Genomic DNA, 26,045 nt, shown 5'->3' with positions numbered 1-26,045 from the left:
ATCAGTCTTTAGTTCTTTTAGTAGGTCTAAAACCGGAAGATGATAACAAAGTTGGTATTCGTGTACAATTGCGTCCGAGTTTAGGAGAAGATTATTTGCCACCTAATATTAACCTAGCTTTACTTTCTTCTTCAGGTGAGACAAAACAGGAAGTTGAATCAACAACTGTAGATAACTATATTCAACTCAAACGTTGGAAATCAAAACCGGGAACAAAGTTTACTATAAAAATAACTCTCAATGATTTAAGTCTGACAGAAGATTTTTTAGTCTAATTAATGTTCAGTAAATAATCATGACAAACTTAATTACGCTAAATCTCGGAAAAGGAGATTTAAAACATGGCTTCCCTGAAGTGACAGCGTATTTGTGGATAGCAGGCACATTAGAGATGAAATTTACAGGGAGTCTACCTGCTCTTCCTGAACTTGCAGAAATATACGCGCGCTGGCAATTCCTTTACAGAGACTTATACCAACGTTTTAATTGGCGAGTTCGTGAAGATGATGATGATTTTGAAATTGATGAGACAGATACTACCAACGTTGCTTATACAAACTTTGGTCAGTTGTGTCAAAAATTAAAAATAGAAATTAATCAATTGTTGAACTCAGAGCAGTTTCGCACAATTGACCAGCAATTACGCACACAGTTACAGACGGATGAAGAAATTCAAGTGGTAATTGAAACCAACGATGAATTGCTTCAAAGACTTCCTTGGCATTTATGGAACTTCTTTAATGATTATCCAAAAGCGGAAATAGCCTTAAGCTCTCTAGAATATAGGCGCCCAACAAAGTCACTACCAAGAACACCTAGAGATCAAGTCAGAATTTTAGCAATTTGTGGGAATCCGCAAAGTCATGACAGCTTTGGCAATTCGGTTCAAATTAATACCGAGTCAGACTTAGAATCGCTAAGAAAATTACCAGATACTGAACTCAAAATTTTAGTTGAGCCACAATTAGAAGAGTTAAATAAATATCTTTGGGAATACTCTTGGGATGTACTGTTTTTTGCTGGTCACAGTTCTAGCAAAGAAAAAGGTATAATTAAGCTCAATAAAACTGATTATTTAACGATTGACCAATTAAATCATGGTTTAAGAAAAGCAATTAGGCAGGGTTTGCAGTTAGCAATATTCAATTCTTGTGATAGCTTGGGTCTCGCGCGCGATTTAGCTTCTTTACATATATCTCAAGTCATTGTGATGCGCGAACCTGTGCCTGACCGCGTAGCGCAAGAGTTTCTAAAACACTTTCTAGAAGCTTTCGCTCTAGGAACATCTTTATCACGCGCGGTACGTTCAGCACGAGAAAGACTTCAAGGTTTAGAAAAAGAGTTTCACTGTGCAACTTGGCTACCAGTAATTTACCCAAACCCAGCAGTTGTACCACCCACTTGGCAAGACTTGGGACGCTGGCAAACTTCGCGTTGTCCCTACCGTGGGTTATTTGCCTTCCAAAAAGAGGATGCACCATTTTTCTTTGGACGAGAAGCTTTTACAAAACAATTAGTGGAAGTTGTCCAAAAAGAACCTTTGGTGACAGTGCTTGGTTCTTCTGGTAGTGGTAAATCTTCGGTTGTGTTTGCTGGTTTAGTCCCTGTACTAGAATCTCAAGGAAACTGGCGCCTAGCAGATTTTCGTCCCGGAGAGCGTCCTTTCCATGCTTTAGCTGCGGCACTAATTCCTCATTTAGAACCGCAACTGCACTCAAGTATCAACCGACTACAGGCAACTAGAAAGCTTGCGTCGGACTTACGTAATGAAACAGATGCTTTGCGTGATGTTATTGAAGAGATTGTTAGGCAAAATAATGGTATTCGTATACTACTGGTAGCAGACCAGTTTGAGGAATTATATACTCTTTGTAAAGCCGAAGAACGCCAGTGTTTTTTGGAAAGACTGCTCACCGTGGTAAGTGCAGTTAATCACCATACCCCTCATTTTAGTCTCGTCCTAACTCTGCGTGCTGACTTTCTCGAATCTGCCCTGTCTGACCGTGCTTTTGCTGATGTAATGCGTTACGGCGACCAAATGCTTGGACCAATGAACCGTCAAGAATTGGAACAAGCCATTGAAAAACCTGCTGCAATATTGGGAGTAACTATTGAGTCTGGGTTGACGAAACGTTTATTAGATGACGTTGTTAACCAACCAGGTCAACTTCCTTTATTAGAGTTTGCCCTCACCCAACTATGGGATAAACAAAGCGGCGCCCAATTAACAAACGCTGCTTACGATGAAATTGGATATGTCAAAAATGGGAATGTAGAAATTCGCGGTGTTAAAGCAGCTTTGGCTAACTACGCCGAAGATGTGTACAAAAAACTCAACGAAGAGGAAAAAGAAAGGGCACGGCAGATTTTCATTCAACTAGTACATCCGGGAGAAGGAACACCAGATACTCGACGCATAGCTACCCGTCAGGAAGTTGGGGAAGAAAACTGGGATTTAGTAACACACCTAGCAAACAAACGCTTAGTAATTACTAATACTCGCTTATTTATCAATAACAGTGGTCAGCCAATCGAAGAAGAAACCGTCGAAATTGTCCATGAGGCAATGATTTCAGGATGGTTTCGACTACAAATGTGGCTGGATTTAAATAGAGATTTCCGTATTTGGCAAGAACGAATGCGTACCTCAATGCGTCTGTGGAAAGATGCAGGACAGGATGAAGGCGCCTTGTTGCAAGGCGTGGTTTTGACGACAGCTGAAGCTTGGCTAAAAGAGCGACCCCAAGAAATAAGCTCAGATGGAAAATATTTTATTAAGCGAAGCGTCCAAGTACGTGACCGTAAAAGGCGCCGTACAATCTACGGTTTAACAGGTTTTTCAGCAATTGTTACATTTCTTTTTGGAGTCGCTGGGGTTGCAGCCATCGGTCAAGCAAATGAAAAAATTAATACCCAGACTGCATTATCGCAATCAAAATTTGCCTTAAATCAACGACTTGATGCCCTCACACAAGGTATAAAAGCTGTCAAAGAAATGCAACAATTGCAAAAATTCTTTGTTGCCAACAATAATACTCGAATGCAAGTAGCAAGTGCGTTACCAGAATTAGTATACGGGGTTAAAGAGCTTAATCGTTTTGACGGACATTCCAAAAAGGTTGAAGGTGTCAGTTTCAGCCCAGATGGTCAGTTGGTTGCTTCAGCAAGCGAAGACCAAACTGTAAAAATTTGGAACCGGAATGGTTTATTGCTAGAAACTTTATCAGGACATAAAAATTGGGTAAATAAAATTGCTTTTAGTCCAGATGGTAAACTTCTTGCCACAGCTAGTTCAGACAAAACAGTTAAACTTTGGCGCCTCTCTTGTATTTCCACAAAAGATAATAACTGTATAAAAGTCAATACACAATTATTAAAAACTCTCGACAAAAAAAGTAATGGACATAGCGAGTGGGTTACAGATGTAAGTTTTAGTCCAGATGGAAACACTTTCGCAACAGCTAGTCAAGATAGTACTATCAAAATTTGGAACCGAGAAGGTATTTTACAAAAAACTATTTCTGTGCAAATAACCAACTCAAATCAAAGTGATAATGAAAATAGTGGGTTTTGGAGTGTAGCTTTTAGTCCCGATGGTACAATTATTGCTGGCGCTCACGAAGACAGCACAGTCAAACTATTTAACATCAATGGGAATCCACTCCTAACTCTTAAAGAACATAAAAATCGTGTTAGAGACGTAAGTTTTAGTCCTGATGGTAAACTGATTGTTTCTGGTAGCGATGATAATACCGCGATTATTTGGCAGCGAGATGGTAAGTTTTTAAAAAAACTAGAAGGACATAAAGGACATGTAAACAGGGTAAATTTTAGTCCTGATAGTAAGTTGATTGCGACTGTGAGTGATGGGGATAGCGAAAACGTAAAACTTTGGGCAATTGATGGAACTATACTTACAACTTTTAACGGACATCGGGACAGGGTTAAAGATGTAAGTTTTAGCCCAGATGGTAAGATAATTGCTACAGCAAGTTGGGACAACACTATTCGGCTCTGGAATTTAGTCGGATTATTTCCCAAAACCCTAGAAGGACATAAAAATCGGGTTATGGATGTAGCTTGGGCGCCTGATGGTCAAATAGCTACAGCTTCTTGGGATAAAACCGTTTTATTTTGGAACCTTGATGGCACCAAAGGAAACACGCTTAAACATAACGACCAGGTAAATGGGGTAAGTTTTAGTCCCGATGGTCAGCTTGTTGCCACGGTTGGTTCTGGTAACAATATTACTCTTTGGCGCCGTGATGGTACTTTATTCAAATCTTGGAAAGGACATAACGATTATATTAGGGCTTCGGCATGGGCGCCGGATAGTCAAATTCTGGTTACAGTAGGTGGGGAAAAAGACCGCACTGCTAAACTTTGGAGTCGAGAAGGTCAGCTACTCAAAACCCTCTCTGGACATAAAGATGGAGTTTATGGTGTTAGTTTTAGTCCAGATGGTACAACAATAGCCACTTCTAGCAAAGACAACACTGTTAAACTTTGGAGTCGAGAAGGTGAGCTACTTAAAACCCTTTCCGGACACACTGGTTGGATATGGAATGTAGCTTTTAGCCCTGACAGTCAATTTATTGCCTCAGCGAGTGAAGATAATACTGTGAAGCTGTGGCGCCGAGATGGTACTTTATATAAAACATTAAAAGGTCATACAGCCAGAGTATCTGATGTAACTTTCAGTCCAGATGGTAAGCTAATTGTTACAGGTAGCTCTGATGCGACTATTAAATTTTGGAATCTAGATGGTTTATTACTTGCCACCCTTGAAGAGCATAAAGACCGGGTAATGTCAGTTAGTTTCAGCCCAGATGGTAAAACCCTTGCCTCAACCAGTGTTGATGGAGCGGTAAAACTATGGAACCTCAAAGACGTTAAATTAACTTCTAACCTCAATGATTTACTCACACAAAGTTGTGATTGGGCAAGTGATTATCTTAGAACTAACCAAAAGGTAGAGAGGAGCGAGCGGAATCTTTGCTCTTGATAATGTTCTTGATAACTTTTGTAACGGTTAAGGAGATTATCTTGATACAAACAAAACTAGAAATGCCCTGCGTCGGTACAGTAACCGTTCAAGGAAATTTTCCTAATAACCGTTTACCGATAGGATATATTCACGAATTTTTCGGCACAGTTGAACCCCCACAACAGTTCGCCAACTTTATAGACTTTTCGTTCTGTCTTCCTGGTTATGGGAACGCAATACTTTCTAACGAAGCCCAAGGTCATGATTTGACGTGGGAGATGTGTGGTAAGTATATTGCCGAAATCTTGTCTGTGATTAACAAACCTGTAACTCTTGTTGGTAACTCGAAGGGAGTTATGGTAGCAATTTATGCAACCCTCAACATTCCTCACTTAATAAAAAAATTAATTTTTTACCGAGTGCCAACATTTGCCGAAGAACGTACTTACATAAAAAATAAATATGCAAACATCGCTGCCTCAATTTTAGGAGAGCAAGAATTTCAGAAATTTCTTGACTCCATACAAGATAAAACGCATCCCGATGTCCTGCAAGTAATAAAAAGTTCAGGATGGAAAAAGGCAAAAAAACTTTATCAGGGTGCTTCTCTATCTGATTTAAACCCATTAATTTTAGAAAAGATTAGACAACCAGTAGATTTTATTGAATACACATTTGATAAATTTCATCCAAAATCTGCGCGCGATTCACTTTTTTCATTACTAATTAACTCCGCTAATAAAAGAATTATTCCCATTCATAAACTAGTGTAGGTAGAAAGCTATAAAATGTAATTACTAAATATAATTACTCAATAATAATGATTACAGCTACCAAGCCAAAATTAACAGTACCTGCCCCGCACGTTGCTCCGGTGTTTGGACGCATTGCTCAAACTCTAAATTTTGTTAGTGACTCTGTTGGTGTATCGAGTCAATTATTCACCCTACGAAGCCTGCTGAATTTCTGAACGTAGTTCCCTCAATACCTCTTCTCCATCAAATACGTCACCACGATCTGAGTGTTCAATTCCAATAGCAATTTCCTTTCGGAGTTCCTCTAATCGCTGTAAACGCTCGATTTCGCGTTCTTCTAAAAGCTTTAAAGCAGCACGAACCACATCAGAAGCAGAAGAGTACCTGCCTCTGTTGAGTGTTGATTGGACAAACTGCTCCTGTTCTGGTGTTAAAGATATATTCATAGCATGTTATATATATGGAATACAGGCTGCCACCCATAGAATTATAGCAAAAATAGTGGCGTTGCTAAATCCAGGTATAAAAATTTCCTTAATCTTAAGCAAAAGTCTCAGTAGAAGGGCATTCACTGGGTGGTGACTAAATAAAAGGTTGGATTTAACGCGAATTGAATTAAGGTGTCGGTAGTGTACATGGTAACGTGCGCCAAATGTCAATTTGACAAATTAAGCAATTTCCAAAAATGTTAATTAAGCCCTGATAACAACTACAGAACGTCCTTTTTTAGTTGTCACGGTCTTAGTTTGTAAGCGGTCGAGAAAAGCAGGTGCATTTTTGCGTCTGTCAAAAACGAACAACCAACCATAATCTGCTTTGATTCTTTCTAAATAAGCTTCTAATTGCTTTAACCCTTGTTCTTCTGGGTCTTTAACTTTATCTCTCCAAACTTTGATTTCAATTCCGAGTGTTACTTTTTTATATTTTAAGCACAAATCCATGCGACCGGAGCCAATTGCATATTCTCGCTCTAAAGTTCCGCCCCCATTTACAACGCGATGCAAAAATGACATTAATACGATGTGGGGTGCAATCTCATGGTATGATGTAGTGCCAAGTAAAGGTTCTCCATGCTGGCGCCAAAAGTCAATAAATGCTTCTAATAAAATATCAACATCTAATTCGCCTGACTGAGTTAACCAAGTCGGTGCAATAGTAGGCAAACTTGCCATTGCTGTTCCCGTTAATTCTCGTGGTAAGACTTCACGATAAATCGGGTTAGCAATTATCAATCCTCCTTGCGGGTTCATTTTACATAAACCTAAGTCTATAACAAATTGAATATCGTCACTCGGCACGTTTCCTAATTCTAAACCTGCCAACATTGGTTCAATTATTGCTTTTACTCTTGTTTCGGTAAGTATTTTCGCAAGCGAGTCGAGGTGAGTATCTTTACGTGAAATTAGTATTTCTTTTGCTTTATGAATATGTTCTACTGTAATTGTTACGGATGTATCTGTGACTAATTCTTCAACTATTTCTTTCGCTAAGGCATTGACTAACCAAGGTTGTCCAAAAGTTAAATTATAAGCCATTTGTACGGCTTCAGAGGTAAAAGCTTGTCCTGTATCATCCGTATGCTGTCCATATAATTGTGCTACCTCATCCGCATTAAAATCTCTCATTGTTAAAGAGCGGTCTTTTATATTAAATGGACTCGCTGTATTTAACCTCTCGCTACCACCCGAAGCCACTTTATAATCTCGTACATCTCGTAAACCTACTAACGCAACACTGACGGGAAAATTTGTCGGACGACCACGATAGCCATCGCGCAATTGTCGTAGAATACTAATTAAAGTGTCGTCTGTTAGTGAATCGATTTCGTCAATAAACAGTACTAATGGTCGAGGCGATACTTGTGCCCAAGCTTGCAAAGCTGCTTGAATTCTTCGTCCTGGCTGTGCAGTATCCCAAGACTCGTGCAAGCGCAAATCTTCGGGTAAATCAAATTTTGTGCTAGCTTGCCATGAGTCAAGAATAGTTATTTCTGCCATCGCCACTTCATGACTAAAAGGGGCGCCGAGTTCCACTGACACCAGCGCTGCTGTATAACGTCCGCTAAGAGTTAGTTGCTTGGCTAGTGCCAACATTGCTGTCGTTTTACCCGTTTGACGTGGTGCGTGGATAACAAAATAGCTTTCTTGTTCAATTAACCGCGACAAATTAGGCAACCTTGTGGTCGCTGGTAGCATGTAGTGTTTGTTGGGGTTACACGGGCCTGAGATGTTGAACCAGCGAGCCATGACAATCTTAGCCAGATTAATTTCAATGCTCTCCAGTGTAGCGCATAATCTATAAATTAATACTGCTAGTTTGACTAACTGTTACCTTAACTATAATTAAATTAACATCCTCTATATTTATTACACTTTAAATCAATTAAGGAAATATAATGTCAAATGAGCAGTTATCCCATGAAGAATTCAAGGATGAAAGTGAGTTGGCTTTGGGGCAAGAAATAGCAGTTCTTCGCTCTCGCATTAGTATAAACCCAGATGATGCCAAAGCTCATAATGATTTAGCGTGGGCTTTTTATTAAAAAGGTCAATTAGCATCAACAGTAGCTGAGTTAGAAGAAGTGCTGAGAATTAATCCCGACAATCTAGATGTTCGATTTTCTATCGCGTGGGTTTTAAAAGAGCTAGGTCAGTTAGAAGAAGCAATTACAAAATGTAAGGAAGTAATTGAGATTAATCCAAAACATCCTAGGATTCACATTACATTAGCCTTAGCCTTAGAAAAGCAAAACAAGTTTCAAGAGTCAATGGAGCAATATGAGATAGGTATTAACATTGACCCAGATTGCGCCTGTAACTATATATCATTGGGGGTACTTCTTTTAGAACTTGGTCATATAGACAAGGGACGTTATAACTTAAAAAAAGCAAAGGAAATATATCATAATCAGGGTGATGATTCTGGAGTTAAAAGTGTTGATTTAATTGCAGCGTCTTACGATGATATAAGTATAAAACTAATTAATAAATATTGTAAGGATAGGCGCCCTCTGAGCGGTTACTGAAAGTGCAGAAATTCATCTTTATCAATGATTCCTTCTCGCTGTAACATTTCAGCAAATGGCTTGAAGGAAGAAGTTGTTCCATCATTAGTAAGCCGTTGCAATACATCCACTGCTTTAACATCATCTGCAAAGCGTTCAATAATAGTAGATTCTCTGGCATTATCTATAAATTGTTCAATATCTTTTATTTCTTGCTCTAGTTGTTTTAACCTTTGACGTAAAGGCTGAATTTCAATTCCTAATTGTTCTAATTTTATTTCAAGCTCTTGCTTAGTGGCTCGTGCATTTAGTAATAATTGCCGTGTACTTTGGAACTAATCGCCAATATGAACATATGGCACATCATGAAATTCTCATGGGCAAGCGTTATCAAGACTGGATAGAAGATATTTTTACACGAAAGTACTTACCTGATGATTTTTCGCTATACTTACATCGACCTACTGCTACTGACCCATCACTGGCGCCTCCAGGTTGTGATTGTTTTTATGTATTGGCGCCTGTACCTCATTTAGGTGGCAATGTCGATTGGAAGACAACGGTAAAACCTTTCCGTAATAGGATAATTAAATATCTCGAAGAAAAATATTTACCTTTCTGAACGTAGTTCCCTCAATACCTCTTCTCCATCAAATACGTCACCACGATCTGAGTGTTCAATTCCAATAGCAATTTCCTTTCGGAGTTCCTCTAATCGCTGTAAACGCTCGATTTCGCGTTCTTCTAAAAGCTTTAAAGCAGCACGAACCACATCAGAAGCAGAAGAGTACCTGCCTCTGTTGAGTGTTGATTGGACAAACTGCTCCTGTTCTGGTGTTAAAGATATATTCATAGCATGTTATATATATATGGAATACAGGCTGCCACCTATATAATAATAGCAAAAATAATGGCGTTGCTAAATCCAGGTATAAAAACCTCCTTAATCTTAAGCAAAAGTCTCAGTAAAAGGGCATTCACTGGGTAGTGACCAAATAAAAGGTTGGATTTAACGTGAATTGAATCAAGGTGTAGGTACAAGTAATCGATGAATATTGTAGTGATAGGCGCCGGTTTTGGTGGAATAGCCACAGCGATACGTTTACAAGCGCATGGGCATCAAGTAACGTTGATTGATAAGCGCGATAAATTAGGGGGACGTGCTTATGTTTATGAACAAGACGGATTTAAATTTGATGCAGGTCCTACTATTATTACGGCGCCGTGGTTAATTGAGGAACTGTTTGATGTGTCGGGTAAACCGATGGAAAATTACGTCAAGCTTGTACAACTCAACCCGTTCTATAATATTCGTTTTGAAGATGGTTCTATTTTTCACTACAATAATGACCATGATTATTTAATTGAACAAATCCGCGCGTTTAACCCGAATGATGTTGCTGGTTACGAACGTTTTTATCAAGCTAGTCAAGCTGTTTTTAATAAGGGTTTGCCTTTAATGACTAAGCCGTTCGGTAGTATTACTGATATGGTAAAAGTGGCGCCTGATATGGTGGAGTTACAGTCATTTAAATCAGTAGCTGGGTTTGTTAATCAATACATTAAAGATGAACGACTACGACAGGTATTTAGCTTTCATCCATTGTTAATTGGTGGCAACCCGTTTCAGAGTACTTCGATTTATGCGATGATTCATAAGCTTGAGCAGGCTTTTGGTATTTGGTTTGCTATGGGTGGTACTGGCGCCTTAGTTGAAGGTTTAAGAAAACTGTTTATAGATATTGGTGGTAAAGTTTTACTTAATACAGAAGTTACAGAAATAGTTATTGATGCCAAAACAAAGCGCGCGACTGGTGTCAATACAAATAATCATGGGTATATCGGCGCCGAAGCTGTTGTTAGTAATGCTGATGTAGCGTTTACATATTTAAATTTGATACCAGCAAAGTACCGCAGCAAGTGGAGTGATAAGAGAATTAAAAGCTTGCGCTACTCAATGTCGTTATTTGTGCTATATTTTGGTACTAATCGCCAATACGAACATATGGCGCATCATGAAATCCTTATGGGTAAGCGGTATCGAGATTGGATAGAAGATATATTTACGCGCAAATACTTACCTGATGACTTTTCCCTATACTTGCATCGACCTACTGCTACTGATACTTCGCTGGCGCCATCTGGTTGTGATTGTTTTTATGTGTTGGCGCCAGTACCTCATTTGGGTGGTGATGTAGATTGGAAGACAATAGCGAAACCTTTCCGCGATAGGATAATTAAATATCTGGAAGCAAAATATTTACCTGATTTGTCACAGCATATTGTTACAGAGCATTATATAGACCCTTTACATTTTCGCTTTGACCTCAATAGCTATTTGGGAAGTGCGTTTTCTATTGAACCGACTTTGTTTCAATCTGCTTATTTTCGTCCCCATAACCAAAGTGAGGATATATCTAATTTGTATTTTGTTGGCGCCGGTACTCATCCTGGCGCCGGAATACCTGGGGTATTAAGTTCAGCAAAGATTGTAGCCCAGATAATCACCTCAACCTCTCAAAAAAGTATACCCATATCTACCCACAAGCGCCCGGTGGTGTCATAGGAGTATTTATCGTTTTTTGTTAAATTTACATGGCATTTAATTATTTAGTATCAATTCACTAAAACGTTAGTAATAAATACATTTTGTATTATACTTAATCTGCTAATCCTACTTAACCGCTTGTAAAAACCGGGTTTCTTATTAAATTCCGGCGCCGAATGCGATAATTTGCTCGACAGTTAAATTTAAGTTAGGAAAAAATCGCGACTTAATACAATCAAACCCTGTAAAACTTTCAAATTCGTATTCCCGCTCAAGTAAAATGCTGCGTGAAGGAACGAGTTGCCCAATAGAAATAGTAGGTTCCTTAATCTTAGGATTCTTACGTTTTGGATAACGGGCAATAGTAAACAAAGGGTCAACAATCCATAATTCACTTACCCCAAAAGCAGCATACCATAGAGGTTTGTTACGATAATCCTCTTCCCAATTCGTGCTGACAATCTCAATTACAACACTTGGAGGTTGTTTTAACACAGCTTCGCTTGAAGTTTGTTGATTCCAAGAATCTCGGTCAATCGCGATTAAGTCAGGTTTGCGCGTATCTCTCAGCCCGAGTTCCAACACAGGTTTGGGATGCACTAGTAACCCAAGTTGCTCCCGTCTACTTTCCAATCGTAATTCTACAAGTAGTTCAGACCTAAGATTTTCGTGTTCTCCTGAAGGTTCAGCCATTGGTGTAATAATTCCGTTTACAAGCTCATATGAGTGTCCTTCAGGCAAGTCTAGACCGAGAAACTCCTCTACAGTATAAGTTTGAGATTGAATAGCAACCATAGTCAAGTTAGTGAGCAAAGTACTTTTATATTATCATTGAGAAAAATAATTATTGTTAAATTAAAATTTCACTCGCAGTTGTCCTGTTATGGAATTACTATTATAGGCACTTGTACCAGTATCTTGATTGCGGACGTTAGAGAAGTTATAACCTAGGTCTGTTTCTATGTTGGGTGAGAGTTTTACTGTACAGCGAGCTTGATAGGTATTGGCGTTGTCAAATTCTCCTTTAAGTCTTTGTCTTCCTAGGTTAGCAGCAAGCCGACATCTTAGGAATTTAGAAACATCTCCTTCCCAACCAACTTCGGCGTTGTAAACTAAGAAGTCTTGCGGTGAAAAATAGCCACTTTTACGCTCTAAGTCTTCTCCGTAGTTCCAAGTAAACAAGTTTGCTGCTACGAAAAATTGCCCAATCTTGCGCTCTACTCTGCTGAAAGATTGAACCTCAGAATTACCATCGTTGTAATTACCTAAGCGTAATGATGAAAATAAACTCGTATTACGGTCAATTTGCCAGTATAAATCTGGTCCATAACGCCAAGCTTTAATTTGATTTTCTAAAGTTCGAGCATTGAATTTGTACGGCGCCTGTTCTAAGTTAGCTGATATTATAACAGCCGATAGTAGTTTGCCATTGGACGAAACTTTTGGTCGTGTAATAGGAGTCTCTGCCCTAACATTAAAATTAATAGCTGGAGTTAAACGGTCAAAAACATCTATCCCTGCTGCTGTTTGTAATGTCACTTCGCCAATTTTTCCTTGCCATCCAAGTTGAAATGGTATATTAGTAATAGATTTTACACTGCGTTGGTCAAAGTAATTTACACCAGTTTTGAATTTGATTTTGTTGCCGTTATTCAGTCTAAATTCAGCCGTTGGTTCAATGAATAAATTCTGTTGACCAAAGTTATCTGTTTCGTTACGGAAGTCTGTTTTGACGTTTTCTAACACTCCCAACGGTTTCAGCGCTTCGCTTGATGTTGACGGTGTTGTGTTTTCTGGTGGTTTTAATTTAGGTGGGGGTGGTGGGGGTTGTAGACCAGGGTTGAAATTTTCAGGCGCCGCCATTAACTTAGTTTCACATAGAGTTAAAATACTTATGCTGCCTACCACCGCTAATAGTAGGCGTAGAGATATATAGTAGGACGAGAGCAAAACCCCTCTTATTGAGGGGGGTTGAGGGGATTCAAAAGGTCTAAAAGTGCTTGTCATTAGTAATTAATACTTAATATATTATGTACTGAATAAATTTTCTTTGGGTAGAAAAGTTTGAGCTTGATTTTATGATTCCCCAATAATTCTCAAAATCTCAGATTCCCGACTTCTTTAAGAAATCGGGAATCTAGAATGCTATTTTCAGTAGAATTACCGTAACGGTTTGGCATCAAATATTGTTATTAATTGAAATGATTTGTTGACTTCGGATGAAGAAAAACGTCAGGATGAAAGCACCACTACCATTAGACGAGGCACAGAGAATCGAAGCTCTTAATGAGTATAAAATCCTTGATACTCCATCGGAAGAGGCTTTTGACGATATCACCCGTATCGCGTCATATATTTGTGGTACTCCGATTGCTCTAATCAGTTTAGTTGATAGCGATCGACAGTGGTTTAAATCCAAAGTTGGTTTAGAAGTCTCTGAAACAGACCGTGATGTAGCCTTTTGCGCTCATGCTATTTTGCAAACTGACGTTTTTATTGTCCCTGATGCTACATCTGACGAACGCTTTGCCGACAATCCATTTGTAACATCTAGCCCTAATATCCGATTTTATGCTGGTGTCCCTATAATAAATCCAGAGGGTCACGCGATAGGGACACTTTGCACGATTGACTATATACCACGAGAATTAACTTCAGAACAAATTGAAGCGTTACGGGCATTAGGGCGCCAAGTAATAAAGCAACTGGAAATGCGTCGTAATTTAGCTTCCTTAGAACTGGCAAATAATAAAGGTAAGCAAGCTTCTAAGTTACGCAAACGATTTTTCAAAAGGATTGCTTCTGGGTTTGGGTTAGCATCGGCAATTTTAGTTTTGATTGGAGTGGTTTCGTATCATAATACCCAGGTTTTGATTAATACTTATAATCAGGTCAAAGAAAGTCAAGAGAAAATCAATTCGTTACAAGAACTTTTGTTGGCAATAAATAACACTGAAACCGGACAGCGCGGTTATATTCTGACTGGGCAAGATACTTATTTAAAACCGTATCAAACAGCACAAATTAATATTGATAAAGAAATCAAACAACTTAAAAATTTAGTAGCAAATAATCGCTACCAAAAAAAGCAAATCGGAACCTTAGAACCTCTGATTAAAGCAAAACTAGTAGAACTAAAGCAGACTATTGAATTACGCCAAAACAAAGGATTTGACGCATCGCTGCAAGTAGTTCAAACAAATCAGGGTCAAAACCTGATGGATGATATCCGTGAGCTACTATTAAAGATGGAGAACGAACAGAGACAAGAACTTAATAAAGAGTCTCAAGCTGCACAAGCGAGCGCGCGTAAATCATTTTTGACATCAGCAATTGCGATTATTTTAAGTTTTATTCTTATTGTAATACTTTATTATTTTATATACCGTGAAATTACTGAGCGAAAGTTAGCAGAGGAATCATTAAGTAAAGAACGCAATTTTATCTCAGCAATTCTGGATACAGCTAGTGCCTTAGTTGTAGTTCTTAATTCTCAAGGGCAAATTGTCCGTTTTAATCAAGCTTGCGAGCTAACAACGGGTTACTCGTTCGATGAAGTTAGGGGTAGATATTTCTGGAATATTTTCCTCCTTCCTGAAGAGATAGAACCAGTTCAAACTATTTTTTCACAGATACAAAGTGGACAAGTTGTTAAAGAATATGAAAACTACTGGGTAACAAAAAATGGTAGTAAACGGCTGATTGCATGGTCAAATACCATCTTAAAAGATTATGAAGGCGCCATAGAATACATTATTGGTACTGGGGTTGACGTTACTGCTCGCAGACGAGATGAAAAACATTTAGCGGTACAATATTCTACTACGCGCGTATTAGCAGATTCTTCTACAATTGCCGAAGCGACTCCCTTAATTCTACAAGCAATTTGTGAAGGTTTAGAATGGGATTTGGCGGAAATTTGGATGGTAGACGCAAACGCAAATGTTTTACGTTGCCATGATATTTGGCATAAAGAAAATATTGAAGTCGAAGAATTTAAAGCCATAACCAAAGAAATGACATTTGCATTCCAGATTGGCTTACCTGGTTCTGTTTGGGCTAATAATGAACCTGTATGGTTTACTAATGCTGTTGATAATTCAAAGTTTTTGAGAGGAAAAGCTGCTGATATAGCTGGACTGCATGGAGCTTTTGGTTTTCCAATTCGTAGTGGTAAAAATGTTCTAGGTGTAATTACCTGCTTTAATCATCAAACTCTGCAACCAGACTCAGATTTAGTAAAGATGCTGATTTCTTTAGGTACACAAATAGGGCAATTTATCGAGCGCAAACAAGCCTTAATAGAACTTGAACGACAAAGCTTAAGCTCACAACTTTTTACTGATATCACTCTCAAAATTCGTCAATCTTTGCAAATTGAAGAAATTCTCAAAGTTACCGCTACCGAAGTTCAAAAGATTCTCAAAGTTGACCGAGTATTAATTTATCAACCTTTGCCGGATGGTGTAAATAATATTACAGAAGCAGCAGTTGTTGGTTTAAAAGCGATCAAAGAGCAAAATCAAAACGAACAAATCATTGATTTATACTTTCGCACTGAATATGAAATACAGCAAATTATACACCAATATCGTCAAGGAAAAATAAATGCTGTTGCTGATTGTAATTTATTAGAAACTCCAGAAAATCATCTAGAATTACTACAACAACTAGGAGTAAAAGCTAACTTAGTTATACCTATTCTACTCAAAGAAGAACTTTGCGGTTTATTAATTGTTCATCAATGCATTAATTCACGTTGGTCTAACTTTGAAACTCATCTTTTGCAGCAGATTGCCGACCAAGTAGGTATTGCCTTAGCTCAAGCTCAATTGCTAAAAGCGGAAAGGGAGCAGCGACAAGAATTAGAATTAGCTCGTCGTCAAGCAGAATTAGCATCTCAAACCAAAAGTGCTTTTTTAGCAAATATGAGTCATGAAATTCGCACCCCGATGAATGCAGTATTAGGGATGACTGGACTTCTATTAGAAACTAACCTGACATTAGAGCAACGAGATTTTGTTGAAACAGTTCGCGTTAGCGGAGATGCGCTGTTAACCCTAATCAATGAGATTTTGGATTTATCTAAACTTGAAGCTGGGGAAGTGACTTTAGAAACTTTAGATTTTAATTTATCTACTTGTGTGGAAGAAGTCTTAGATTTACTGGCGCCTCAAGCTCACCAAAAAGGGTTAGAGATTGCCGCTTTAATTTATCGTAATGTTCCGATTTACCTCAAAGGGGATGTTAGTCGCTTGCGGCAAATTCTTATGAATTTGATTGGAAACGCAATCAAGTTTACTAGTAATGGAGAAGTAATAGTACGGGCAGATCTAAAAGAGCTTTCTTCCAATACAGTTACAATTCACTTTAGCGTTACAGATACTGGTCTTGGTATTAACACAGAAGACCAAAGCAAGCTGTTTACACCATTTACCCAAGTAGATGCTTCCACCACCCGTAAGTATGGAGGTACTGGCTTAGGATTAGCCATTTGCAAACAACTCGTTACCTTAATGTCGGGAGAAATTGGAGTAGAAAGTCAGTTGGGCAAAGGTTCAACGTTTTGGTTTGATGTCACTTTCACTTTGGCGCCAGTACCTGTTTCCCCAACATGCGCTGCACATCTTCCTGCTAATCTACGTTTATTAGTGGTAGATGACAACGCTACAAATCGCAAAATTGTTTACCATCAAGCTACCCGTTGGGGAATGTGTGTAGATGAAGTCTCCTGTGCAGCATCAGCAGTTAAAGCCATGTTAGATGCACGCGCGCGCTCAAAACCTTATGATATCGCCTTAATTGACATGCAAATGCCAGAAACAGACGGTATCACCTTGGGAGAACAAATTAAGGCAGATTCTGCTATTGCTGAAATACCCTTGATTATGCTCACTTCTACAAATCAGCGTCATGAAGTGCAACAAGCGCTCAAAATTGGATTTGCTGCTTATTTAGTTAAACCCATCAAACCATCCCGCCTACTCGATACGATTATGAATATTTTAGGAACGAATTCAGGAGACAGGAGTCAGGAGGTAGGAGATAGAAGACAGGAGAAGGGAAATAGGGGACAGGAGAAAGGAGATAGAAAACAAGAAACAACCCTCCTGACTCCTAACCTCCTGACTCCTGACCTCCTGACTCCTGACCTCCTGACTCCTAACCTCCTGACTCCTAACCTCCTGACTCCTAACCTCCTGACTCCTACTCAACCTAAATTAAGAATTCTACTGACTGAAGATAATTTAGTTAATCAAAAAGTTGCCCTAAAAATACTTCAAAGTCTTGGATATCAAGCTGATGTTGCTGCTAATGGTCAAGAAGCGTTGGATTTATTAGAAAAAATTCCTTACGATTTAATTCTTATGGACTGTCAAATGCCAGTTCTGGATGGTTTAGATGCTACAAGAGAAATTCATCGTTGGCAAGAAAGCAAATTTCTTAACCATCGGCGCCCTGTAATAATTGCAATGACTGCTAATGCAATGAAAGAAGACAAACAAATGTGTTTAGATGCCGGGATGGATGACTATATAAGTAAGCCTGTATCAAAAGACAAATTAGCAGCGGCACTAAAACATTGGGAGAATTTAATATTCTCAAAACAAACAGATACTGTTACTGCAAAACAGGAGTTACCAATTGATTGGGAACACTTACATCAGCTTTCGGAAAATAACCCCGAATTTGAATTAGAACTATTGCAAATCTTTGTTGAAGATACTCAACCTCGTTTAGAAGCAGTGAAACTGGCAATTACTCAAAATGACTTTGACCAAGTTTCAAGTCAAGCTCATCATCTTAAAGGCGCTAGTGGTAATGTTGGCGCCACAGTTATGCAACAAGCCGCAGAAAAACTAGAACAATTAGCTCAAAAAAGTGAGCGTCGAGGTACTGGCGATTTAATTTTAGATTTAGAGACATTTGTCAATCGCATTCAAACGTTTTTAAATGACTCTTAAATTTAGACCGGATATATTCGGTCTCTACATCACGCTTTTACTAATAAATAAACAATAACGATTGTCTGTTGTGCGCTCATAGCTTAATTTATCTGCAATTGCTGACATAATTCTTAAGCCTCGTCCGCGCTCTTGCTCGTTCTCTTCAAATTCACATGTCTCTTGTAATTTATTTTCTAAGTCAAAAAATTGACCTTGTGACCAAATACGAATTTCTATTTTTTGACTTGACCTAATAGCTTCAAGTTCAACTAAAGTTGATGGGGGTAAGTTTTTATGGGCATGTTCTACAATATTTGTAAATCCTTCTATCAGAAGAGTTTGACATTTCCACCAAATTTCTGGTTCTGAAATAGGAGGTTCATTTATCTGCTCAAACCATGATAAAACTTGAGATGAAGCAGTTATATCTGTGTTAACTTGTAAATGAATTGTTTTAGTCACTTTGATAAATATGAAATAATTGTTACACTAGAAGAGCATTTAATCGTATTTTAACCCTAATTTATTAAAGATGTAGTTCATGTTTAAAATCCTGATTATTGATGATGACCCGATTGTACGTGCGGCACTAAAAAGAACACTTCACAACCAAGGCTATGATGTTACTGTTGCTAGTGATGGGGAAGAAGGAATCACACTAGCAAAGCTGTTACATCCAGCTTTAATTATTTGCGATTGGATGATGTCAAATTTAGATGGACTAGAAGTCTGTCGCCAAATTAAAGCAGATTCAGGTATGACATCTACTTTTTTCATTCTCCTAACTGCTAAAGGAGCAGCTAAGGGTGAGGAAGAAGATAGAATTCGGGGACTTGACGCTGGTGCAGATGAATTTATCTCTAAACCTATCGAGATGAACGAATTAAAAGCACGGGTAAGAGCAGGGTTAAGGTTACACCAGCTAAATCAGGATTTACACAACCAAAAACAAGCTTTGGAATTATTAAATCAGGATTTGCAAACCCAAAAGCAAATTTTAGAAGCAGAATTAGCCGAAGCTGCGGATTATGTGCGGTCGCTTTTACCCTCACCACTTGTTGGAACAGTAACTACAGAAGCTTTATTTGTTCCCTCAGCACAGCTAGGGGGTGATTGTTTCGACTATTACTGGCTCGATAATGAAAATTTAGTCATCTATTTATTAGACGTGTCGGGACATGGAGTAGGTTCAGCCCTGTTATCTGTATCCGTACTTAACGTCTTGCGTTCGCAGTCTCTCCCCAATACTAACTTTTGTCAACCTAGCGAAGTTTTGAAAGCACTAAATAATGCTTTTCAGATGAGCAGCCACAGTGATAAATACTTCACAATTTGGTATGGAGTTTATAACCGTCAAAAACGCCAACTTACTTATGCTAGTGCTGGACATCCACAAGCTGTACTTTTATCTTACACATCTATAACTAGTATTCAAGTTCAACAGTTAGGCTCTTTAGATTTGCCTATTGGCTTTGTTCCTAATATTGAATTTGAAAATGCAACCTTTGATGTTGAAGAAAATAGCACTTTATACATCTTTAGTGATGGTGCCTACGAAATTAACCAGCCTGACGGTACAATTTGGGGCATTAACGCTTTTATTGACTATCTGATCAATTATAGTCAGCAGGAAAAAACACACGATTTGAATCAAATATTAGCGCATATTATGAAATTAAATGGTAAACCAAGTTTAGATGACGATTTGTCTTTGCTACAAGCCGAATTTAGATAAATTATATCAAATTATTGTACTGCCAGTATTTGACTACAAAAATCGGCTTGGTCATTGAAAGTTTGAAAAAGTCTATCCATTTTAGTGAGTTGAAACAACATTTTTACTTGGTCGCTAACGGAGCATATAAATAGTTTGCCATTTGCATTTCGTACCATTTGCATTGATGATACTAAAGCACCTAAACCAGAACTATCGATAAATTTGACCTCTTTTAAATCAATCAAAAGAATTTCTACTCCAGTTGCTACAATGTCGCTAACTTCACGCCGAAGTTGATTACCTCTAATTCCGTCTAAAATTCCAGAAGGTTCAAGTACTTTTACATTAATATCCATAATTTTTGTTTACTCCAATTTGGGTTTTACTTACACATTGCTATTTTGGCACTGACTTTAAAAAACGGCAAGATTTAGACGCATATTTTTTTGCCAGACGTAGAGACGTGACTACATATGTGTATATCTAATTCAAGACTAGTTTTTTACTATTTGACATGGCAGTAAAATAACTAGCATCAACACATTGACGAGAAATTTCAAAAGCTTCAAAATAGCCATCTTGCTGACCCAACTCTCGCGCCCAAAAACGAGAGAGAACGAGTATAGCATCGAGTTGCATAAATGCTTTTGATTGTTCAGATTCGTAACAGCCAATAGCGGCAATTTTCTCTTCAATGACTGAAGTAATATCTACAAAAAAGTTCGGCTCAAACCCACGTAGAAAAACAGGTGGCGCCGAATACCAAAGAGGAATGTTTTTGCGAGTAGCAACATTGGAAACAGCAATAGCACAGACTTCATGGTCTCTATGACCATATTTTTCTGGTTGTGGTGCATGAGTAATAATCAAATCTGGCTGGTAAAGCTTAACAGCTTCTTCAGTCACTTTGATTACTGCTTGTGTAGAAAAATTGCACTCTTCAAAAGCGTAAAAATCGTAAGTTGCACCAATAATTTTACCTGCTGCTTCTGCTTCTTGATGGCGTGTACCTTTAACTGATGAACTAGAAAGACTACCATCAGTCAAAATTAAGCAGCGAACGTTCCATCCTGCTTTAGACATTAGGGTAAGAGTACCCGCAGCAGGTAACACTTCATCGTCAGCGTGAGAATAAATTGTCAAAACCGTTCGTTGACTAAAATGACCATCCAAATAAGTGTTCATAAGGATAAAGAATAAGGAGTTTTTAAGCAGTTTTTGGTGGTTGCCAGACGGCCGCGCGGATAATAGCAGACAGAAGGAACAAGTTATAAATTGCCCAAGCGCTATTAAGCAGGTGAACCCAAGGTTCGTTTAAATTACCAGTTGCAAATCGAATGACAGTCCATAATATTCCAAGAATTGTAAGCGCAAAAACAATCAGTTGAGGTATAATTAAGCGTAGATAAATCCCAGATTGTCGCTGTTTGGGTGTAACTTGAAATTTAAGCGGGCGCCCAGAAAAAACACTCCATACAGCTTGAATTAGGAGAGGAAATAATGCAATTGCATATTGTTCCGAACGCCAAACTTCACTAGCTGGAATACCCCAAGTAGCTGCAATGAATGTCAAGCGGTTAACAATAAAAGCTGGGAAAAAGTGTATGGCAAAATCAGAACCGTAGCTTTTAACTGGGACAATTTCTGTGAAAAAATAGATGATTGGGCAAGAAATGAATACAAGAGTAGCAAAACCAGAGAAATAGCTGTACATCGTCTTGAAATAATGCAGACGCTGCCAAAAAGATAGTCCTGGCTTAGTAAGTGGATTTTCTCGCACTAACACTTGGATAGTGCCTTGCGCCCAACGTAACCGCTGTTTCAAAGTAGAACTTAAATCATCAGGCGCCAAACCTTCCGCCAAACATTCATTATGATAAACAGATTTCCAGCCAGCACTATGTAGACGCATAGCTGTATTCATATCTTCTGTAATACTGTTGCTGGATACACCTCCAACTAAATCAAATTCATCTAAACGTTTTTCGTCTTTGGCATATTCATCAGAAAAATTTTGCAGTCCGACACTAACTAAAGCTTCACGCCTTAGCATCGCATTTGTTCCTGTGTAAAAAGCGGCATTCATGCCATCTTTACCTTGTTGCAACGGTCCATAAAATAAATTAGCTCGATGTGCAAATGGGTCGCCTGTAGGAAGGTTATAAAAATCTTGGCGAGTTTGAACAAAAGCAATGCGATTTGACTCATATTTCCCGGCAAGTATATTATATGTATAGAAATACGGCAAAACTCGCTTGAGAAATTGTGGCTTGGGAATATGATCGGCATCTAAAGTAACAATAAACTCTCCTGATGTTTCTCCAGAGAAAATCGCGTAATTAATATTACCTGCTTTCGCATGATGAGGTACGCCAGGGACTTTAGGACGGGCAATATAGCGAAAACGCGCCATTTCCACTAATGAGTGTTCTTTTTGGCGAATTGCTTCTTCTAATTTGTGCCGTTCCGAAGCTAAGAGACGTGAAATCGTATTTGGCTCTATGCTGGTACTTTGATTGTCTAACCAAACAAGCAACTTTTGCATACCCTGCAAAAATTCTGCGGCTTTTTTGTCTGTTGTCTCGGCTTGACCTTTGGATAAGTCTTTGAGCCACTGTTCAGATGCTTGAGAATTGAGCGTCAGACTTTCTAACTGCTTTAATCTTTCCAACAAACTAGAAAGTTCTGCTTCAATACGGTCACCTTCCCGTTGTAATTGTGGTGACTGCAAATCCTCTATACACAGTTTTTCTGTCATCGCGCGCATTTCGGGCGAATTACCATCATCCAGCACATAAACTCGTAGCTTTGTTGTTGGATAATCCATTGCTAGAGCGGCTTTGGCTGTTTGCTCGACGATAGACGGCGCCTCATTGTAACAGGTAACAAAAACATCGACAGTAGGATAATCTGAACTAGGAATAGCTGGTGTTAGTTGGTCGAGTGACTTCACTTGTCGAACTAGTGGGCGCCACAACCCAATTACAAACATCATGCCGCCAAAATAGCTGTAAATCTCAGCTATTATCAAGGGAATAGACAGCCATAGGGCATCAAAGTTAATCGAATGGGTAAAGCGCCATTGTAAATACCAGGCGCCGAAAATTAGATTAATTTCTGCCAGGTAGCGAAAAAGTAGCGTTCTTTCTTTGAGCTTTGAGCGACTGTTACCTGAAAAATTGGATGTATTAGCTGAATTTTTAGAAATGGGAATAGAAGTCATACAAAAACCAAAAATAAAATTATCAATTCAAAACTAAGAATTATAGAATTCAGGAGACAGAATTCAGGAGGGATATTCTCGCTTCTAACTCCTGTCTCCTGAATTCAGGAGGAATATTCTCGCTTCTAACTCCTGTCTCCTGAATTCTCATCTCCTGAATTCTCATCTCCTGAATTCTTATCCACTAATGCCCGCCTACCTCTAGCTTGATAAAGTAAACTCTCCAGAATAATTGCATTAGTATTGACATCAACTGATTTATTGACTCCTATTTTTCGATTTTCATATAGTCCTGAGAAATAACCGCGTTTTTCATCGGTTAAATTTTGTACAGAGTCTCTAAGTTTTTTTGCGTAAGTATCATTCGGCATGAGCGCAAACCAAGAAAATGCAGCTTTCGTGCTGAGAAAGCGAAATTGAGGATAAGCTTTCCCTCTAGTATTCATAGCTTGCCAAGGTTCGTCATTAGCAAAAATACTGTAATATAGAAAATAAGGTAGACGATCAAGAGAATCTTCATTTACAGCAGTTAAAATGCCTGTACGCTGAAACCTTTGTACTTGCACTTTGAAAATATTTTCAACTTGAGGTTTAATTGCGTTTGTCCAACCTAATTCCAAACCCCAAAGCAAATAAGGGTCATTTGTCAAGTAGTTGGTAGCCCCAGAATTTTTAAAATTGCGTTTATCTACTTGTAATGTTATACCATCCACTATCGCAGCTTTGATAGGTGGATTATTTAATGCGTTCGGCGCCTGAATATTCCACAGTTTAAGACTAAGGGCAGCGTATTGTTCATACCCAAAGCGTCCTTCTTGCACTTCAATAATTTGTCCGTTCGTTCCTGTAATTCCACCATTTAACCAACCATCTTTTACCAGTTTGGATAAATTCCAGCGAGCCACAATACGGTTAACATCAGTACTGTACTCAGGATAATGCGAACGTATAACGTGCAGTGCTACCAATAATCTCGCCATATCCAAAGCAGACCAACCACTTATACCTTTAGGGTCAGGGGTATTATTTAGTTGGCGCATTTGGGCTGTATGAGTACTATAAGCTTTGTTCGGTAGACCTGTTGCAGCGCGCGGTAGTGTTAAGAGTGTGTGCAGTAGAGTGCGTATTCTATGATGAAACACATCGTTTGGCACTAATCCCAACTCGTAAGCTGCGTGAGTTCCTAATATTGCACTACCTTGATCCCACCAAGTTGTCCACTGTATATTATCTGATGAATTCACCAATCCTGTCTGAGGATTCCAGTTGCGCTCAAAATACTTCCAAGCGCGCGCTGCTGCAATCCGATCTGCTTCTTGTGTTAATCGCGGTGGGAAATTCGTCACAGAAGGAGCGTTTATTTTTTGGGTAGCTGGTAGTTGAGGCGCCGTTGGGTGTATTAGAGGCTTTTGGCTAGGCTTGCGTGGAATTACAGGACTAGGTGTGGGAGTAGGTAATGGTTTTGGTGAGTCTAAGTCAGAATTAAAGTTATCAGGCGAAGCAATTGTGATACCAGGACATTGCTGCACCTGTGTGCTTTGACAAATCAGTGGTTGCTGTATCGTTAAATATAAGATAGATTGCAGAATCACAATCGTTATACCTCTGCTCGTTATCTACATTTTTTTTGCCAAATCAACAGGAGATACATAGCCAAAAGCTGGATTAGCTACTGCGTCTTTATAGCCAGCAGATTTGGCACCACTACTATACAGTGCCCAATCACACTCTTTATTAATGTTGAAATAAAGAATAGCTTGTACACCCTTGGCAGCTAAATCTCCATAAGAATCGCGGAACCATTGGTCTTTAGCATCGCTCGAAGAACCTTTTTGTGTATTACTTGTTGTACCTGTTTGGGCGATAAAAATTGGCTTATTTGGCGCCATTGCCTTCATCCGCTTGATGTAAGGTGCAAACGCTTCTTGGGCGCCATTCCAATGTTTCCACGTAGAATTATCACAATATCCCCAGTTATACGCGCTGAAGGCAACTACATCTACTTGTTTGTTACCCGGATAGTAATTTTCAAAGCGGTGTTCGTTATTTTCACTCCAACCATTCGGTGCAAATACCCAACGTACAGCCTTTGGAGATACACCTGCGTCTTGGAATATCTTTTGAATGCGTTGGTAGGCTAACTTGAAGTTTTTCGAGTCTTTGCTGTATGTTTCAACTGGAATGTTCATCTCTTGCAAGGGAGCAATAAACGCCATCCGTCCCTCACCTCGATTTGCCCACTCAGTGTAAGCTTTAGCTATTTTTTGCAACCCGTGGTCTAAGTCTCCTTTGCTAATTTGTGCCGCAGTTCGAGTTGATTTAAGATTGATAAAGGCAGTGTACCCGTTTTGTCGGAGTTGCTCTAAGGGAACTGGTATGTTATACGCAGGATTTTCGTCTTCAATATCTATAAAAAATCCTGCAATCGAATGGCGTTTACCAGTCCACTGATCAATTTTACGTAACTGAGTGTCAATTACACTTTGCAAACCCAAATAATCTGGAGCATACAAACCCAACAGCACAGGTATTTTAGAGCCTTTGACGGCTGCTGTTATGCTTTGACTAACAAACAAGCTTGCCAGTAAAATCAGCATCATTATTACCAGTCGTGTCTTTTTTATAAATTTGAAATAATAAGTAAAAATTTTAATTTTCATGTCTTCGGCAAAGTTAAGAATCTTACGCTTCTATAAAGTAGTATTCCCAAGTTCAATTGATTACTAACAATTCGTGTATTTTTTAGATTAACCGAGCAGTATTGGGATAGAATTAAATCCCCCCAACCCCCCTTAATAAGGCTACCGTGTACACATAACTTTTTGGCATCGGGAGCAGGGAGGTATTGGATGCAGGGGGAGGCT

At 38.8% G+C, this 26,045-nt stretch carries 19 protein-coding genes and 1 pseudogene; 9 read left to right on the top strand and 11 right to left on the bottom strand.

What is annotated here, in order from left to right; genetic code table 11:
* The 3 genes from AC2JBO_RS25450 to AC2JBO_RS25440 form a co-directional block, all read left to right on the top strand.
* Window positions 1-275, top strand: a 275-nt coding sequence (locus AC2JBO_RS25450) for a DUF1822 family protein (protein WP_496956424.1), incomplete at its 5' end; no start/stop codon positions are given.
* 20 nt (window positions 276-295) lie between these two features.
* Complete coding sequence (locus AC2JBO_RS25445) at window positions 296-5,005, top strand: nSTAND1 domain-containing NTPase (protein WP_496956423.1); 4,710 nt, start codon at window positions 296-298, stop codon at window positions 5,003-5,005.
* Between the two features lie 41 nt (window positions 5,006-5,046).
* Window positions 5,047-5,760, top strand: coding sequence for an alpha/beta fold hydrolase (locus AC2JBO_RS25440; protein WP_496956422.1), 714 nt, complete (start codon window positions 5,047-5,049; stop codon window positions 5,758-5,760).
* A gap of 173 nt (window positions 5,761-5,933) precedes the next feature.
* Here AC2JBO_RS25440 and AC2JBO_RS25435 read toward each other — a convergent pair whose 3' ends face one another.
* Together AC2JBO_RS25435 and AC2JBO_RS25430 are read right to left on the bottom strand one after the other, a co-directional pair.
* Complete coding sequence (locus AC2JBO_RS25435) at window positions 5,934-6,188, bottom strand: type II toxin-antitoxin system ParD family antitoxin (RefSeq protein WP_496956421.1); 255 nt, start codon at window positions 6,186-6,188, stop codon at window positions 5,934-5,936.
* Between the two features lie 246 nt (window positions 6,189-6,434).
* On the bottom strand, window positions 6,435-7,988 hold the full coding sequence (locus AC2JBO_RS25430) for an ATP-binding protein (protein WP_496956420.1): 1,554 nt from the start codon (window positions 7,986-7,988) through the stop codon (window positions 6,435-6,437).
* Between the two features lie 149 nt (window positions 7,989-8,137).
* Between AC2JBO_RS25430 and AC2JBO_RS25425 the strand changes: the two genes are divergently transcribed.
* The 3 genes and pseudogenes from AC2JBO_RS25425 to AC2JBO_RS25415 all read left to right on the top strand — a co-directional run bounded on the left by AC2JBO_RS25425 (window position 8,138) and on the right by AC2JBO_RS25415 (window position 9,368).
* Window positions 8,138-8,284, top strand: coding sequence for a hypothetical protein (locus tag AC2JBO_RS25425; protein WP_496956419.1), 147 nt, complete (start codon window positions 8,138-8,140; stop codon window positions 8,282-8,284).
* Window positions 8,285-8,299: 15 nt separating this feature from the next.
* Window positions 8,300-8,767: pseudogene (locus AC2JBO_RS25420) on the top strand (tetratricopeptide repeat protein); the annotation flags it as partial.
* A gap of 334 nt (window positions 8,768-9,101) precedes the next feature.
* Window positions 9,102-9,368 (top strand): hypothetical protein, encoded by a 267-nt coding sequence (locus tag AC2JBO_RS25415; RefSeq protein WP_496956418.1) that lies wholly within the window; start codon window positions 9,102-9,104, stop codon window positions 9,366-9,368.
* On the opposite strand, the gene AC2JBO_RS25410 is transcribed toward AC2JBO_RS25415, so the two are convergent.
* Window positions 9,357-9,599: a type II toxin-antitoxin system ParD family antitoxin gene (locus tag AC2JBO_RS25410; RefSeq protein WP_496956417.1), complete on the bottom strand. Its 243-nt coding sequence runs from the start codon at window positions 9,597-9,599 to the stop codon at window positions 9,357-9,359. The genes AC2JBO_RS25415 and AC2JBO_RS25410 overlap by 12 nt on opposite strands.
* Before the next feature lie 195 nt (window positions 9,600-9,794).
* On the opposite strand from AC2JBO_RS25410, the gene AC2JBO_RS25405 reads away from it, so the two are divergent.
* Entirely contained in the window at window positions 9,795-11,312 is a 1,518-nt protein-coding gene (locus tag AC2JBO_RS25405; RefSeq protein ID WP_496956416.1) for a phytoene desaturase, read from the top strand.
* A 141-nt stretch (window positions 11,313-11,453) separates the two neighbouring features.
* Here the strand turns inward: AC2JBO_RS25405 and AC2JBO_RS25400 are convergent, their stop codons facing one another.
* Together AC2JBO_RS25400 and AC2JBO_RS25395 are read right to left on the bottom strand one after the other, a co-directional pair.
* Window positions 11,454-12,089: a Uma2 family endonuclease gene (locus tag AC2JBO_RS25400; protein ID WP_496956415.1), complete on the bottom strand. Its 636-nt coding sequence runs from the start codon at window positions 12,087-12,089 to the stop codon at window positions 11,454-11,456.
* Between the two features lie 60 nt (window positions 12,090-12,149).
* Complete coding sequence (locus tag AC2JBO_RS25395) at window positions 12,150-13,244, bottom strand: hypothetical protein (protein WP_496956414.1); 1,095 nt, start codon at window positions 13,242-13,244, stop codon at window positions 12,150-12,152.
* 287 nt (window positions 13,245-13,531) lie between these two features.
* Between AC2JBO_RS25395 and AC2JBO_RS25390 the strand changes: the two genes are divergently transcribed.
* Window positions 13,532-18,259 (top strand): response regulator, encoded by a 4,728-nt coding sequence (locus tag AC2JBO_RS25390; RefSeq protein WP_496956413.1) that lies wholly within the window; start codon window positions 13,532-13,534, stop codon window positions 18,257-18,259.
* A 24-nt stretch (window positions 18,260-18,283) separates the two neighbouring features.
* Here the strand turns inward: AC2JBO_RS25390 and AC2JBO_RS25385 are convergent, their stop codons facing one another.
* The gene (locus tag AC2JBO_RS25385) at window positions 18,284-18,703 is read right to left on the bottom strand and encodes an ATP-binding protein (protein ID WP_496956412.1); all 420 of its coding nucleotides are present in this window, start codon (window positions 18,701-18,703) and stop codon (window positions 18,284-18,286) included.
* A 79-nt stretch (window positions 18,704-18,782) separates the two neighbouring features.
* On the opposite strand from AC2JBO_RS25385, the gene AC2JBO_RS25380 reads away from it, so the two are divergent.
* The gene (locus AC2JBO_RS25380; RefSeq protein ID WP_496956411.1) at window positions 18,783-19,976 is read left to right on the top strand and encodes a SpoIIE family protein phosphatase; all 1,194 of its coding nucleotides are present in this window, start codon (window positions 18,783-18,785) and stop codon (window positions 19,974-19,976) included.
* An 11-nt stretch (window positions 19,977-19,987) separates the two neighbouring features.
* On the opposite strand, the gene AC2JBO_RS25375 is transcribed toward AC2JBO_RS25380, so the two are convergent.
* From AC2JBO_RS25375 to AC2JBO_RS25355, 5 genes are all read right to left on the bottom strand, one after another.
* Window positions 19,988-20,314, bottom strand: a complete 327-nt coding sequence (locus tag AC2JBO_RS25375; RefSeq protein ID WP_496956410.1) for an STAS domain-containing protein — start codon at window positions 20,312-20,314, stop codon at window positions 19,988-19,990.
* Window positions 20,315-20,441: 127 nt separating this feature from the next.
* Window positions 20,442-21,143, bottom strand: coding sequence for a PIG-L deacetylase family protein (locus tag AC2JBO_RS25370; protein ID WP_496956409.1), 702 nt, complete (start codon window positions 21,141-21,143; stop codon window positions 20,442-20,444).
* 22 nt (window positions 21,144-21,165) lie between these two features.
* Entirely contained in the window at window positions 21,166-23,181 is a 2,016-nt protein-coding gene (locus AC2JBO_RS25365) for a glycosyltransferase (RefSeq protein WP_496956408.1), read from the bottom strand.
* 125 nt (window positions 23,182-23,306) lie between these two features.
* Window positions 23,307-24,773: a DUF3131 domain-containing protein gene (locus tag AC2JBO_RS25360; protein ID WP_496956407.1), complete on the bottom strand. Its 1,467-nt coding sequence runs from the start codon at window positions 24,771-24,773 to the stop codon at window positions 23,307-23,309.
* A 24-nt stretch (window positions 24,774-24,797) separates the two neighbouring features.
* Complete coding sequence (locus AC2JBO_RS25355; RefSeq protein WP_496956406.1) at window positions 24,798-25,781, bottom strand: glycoside hydrolase family 26 protein; 984 nt, start codon at window positions 25,779-25,781, stop codon at window positions 24,798-24,800.
* Window positions 25,782-26,045: the final 264 nt, after the last annotated feature.

The organism is Calothrix sp. CBUCES-K 9914 (assembly GCF_059640475.1).
This window is presented reverse-complemented; position numbering and strand designations above follow the sequence as displayed.

Excerpts from the sequence above, each read along its gene's own strand:
- AC2JBO_RS25445 (WP_496956423.1), top strand. The coding sequence starts at position 296 with ATGACAAACTTAATTACGCTAAATCTCGGAAAAGGAGATTTAAAACAT.
- AC2JBO_RS25435 (WP_496956421.1), bottom strand. The coding sequence starts at position 6,188 with ATGAATATATCTTTAACACCAGAACAGGAGCAGTTTGTCCAATCAACA.
- AC2JBO_RS25430 (WP_496956420.1), bottom strand. The coding sequence starts at position 7,988 with ATGGCTCGCTGGTTCAACATCTCAGGCCCGTGTAACCCCAACAAACAC.
- AC2JBO_RS25425 (WP_496956419.1), top strand. The coding sequence starts at position 8,138 with ATGTCAAATGAGCAGTTATCCCATGAAGAATTCAAGGATGAAAGTGAG.
- AC2JBO_RS25415 (WP_496956418.1), top strand. The coding sequence starts at position 9,102 with ATGGCACATCATGAAATTCTCATGGGCAAGCGTTATCAAGACTGGATA.
- AC2JBO_RS25410 (WP_496956417.1), bottom strand. The coding sequence starts at position 9,599 with ATGAATATATCTTTAACACCAGAACAGGAGCAGTTTGTCCAATCAACA.
- AC2JBO_RS25405 (WP_496956416.1), top strand. The coding sequence starts at position 9,795 with ATGAATATTGTAGTGATAGGCGCCGGTTTTGGTGGAATAGCCACAGCG.
- AC2JBO_RS25400 (WP_496956415.1), bottom strand. The coding sequence starts at position 12,089 with ATGGTTGCTATTCAATCTCAAACTTATACTGTAGAGGAGTTTCTCGGT.
- AC2JBO_RS25390 (WP_496956413.1), top strand. The coding sequence starts at position 13,532 with ATGAAAGCACCACTACCATTAGACGAGGCACAGAGAATCGAAGCTCTT.
- AC2JBO_RS25380 (WP_496956411.1), top strand. The coding sequence starts at position 18,783 with ATGTTTAAAATCCTGATTATTGATGATGACCCGATTGTACGTGCGGCA.
- AC2JBO_RS25375 (WP_496956410.1), bottom strand. The coding sequence starts at position 20,314 with ATGGATATTAATGTAAAAGTACTTGAACCTTCTGGAATTTTAGACGGA.
- AC2JBO_RS25370 (WP_496956409.1), bottom strand. The coding sequence starts at position 21,143 with ATGAACACTTATTTGGATGGTCATTTTAGTCAACGAACGGTTTTGACA.
- AC2JBO_RS25365 (WP_496956408.1), bottom strand. The coding sequence starts at position 23,181 with ATGACTTCTATTCCCATTTCTAAAAATTCAGCTAATACATCCAATTTT.
- AC2JBO_RS25355 (WP_496956406.1), bottom strand. The coding sequence starts at position 25,781 with ATGATGCTGATTTTACTGGCAAGCTTGTTTGTTAGTCAAAGCATAACA.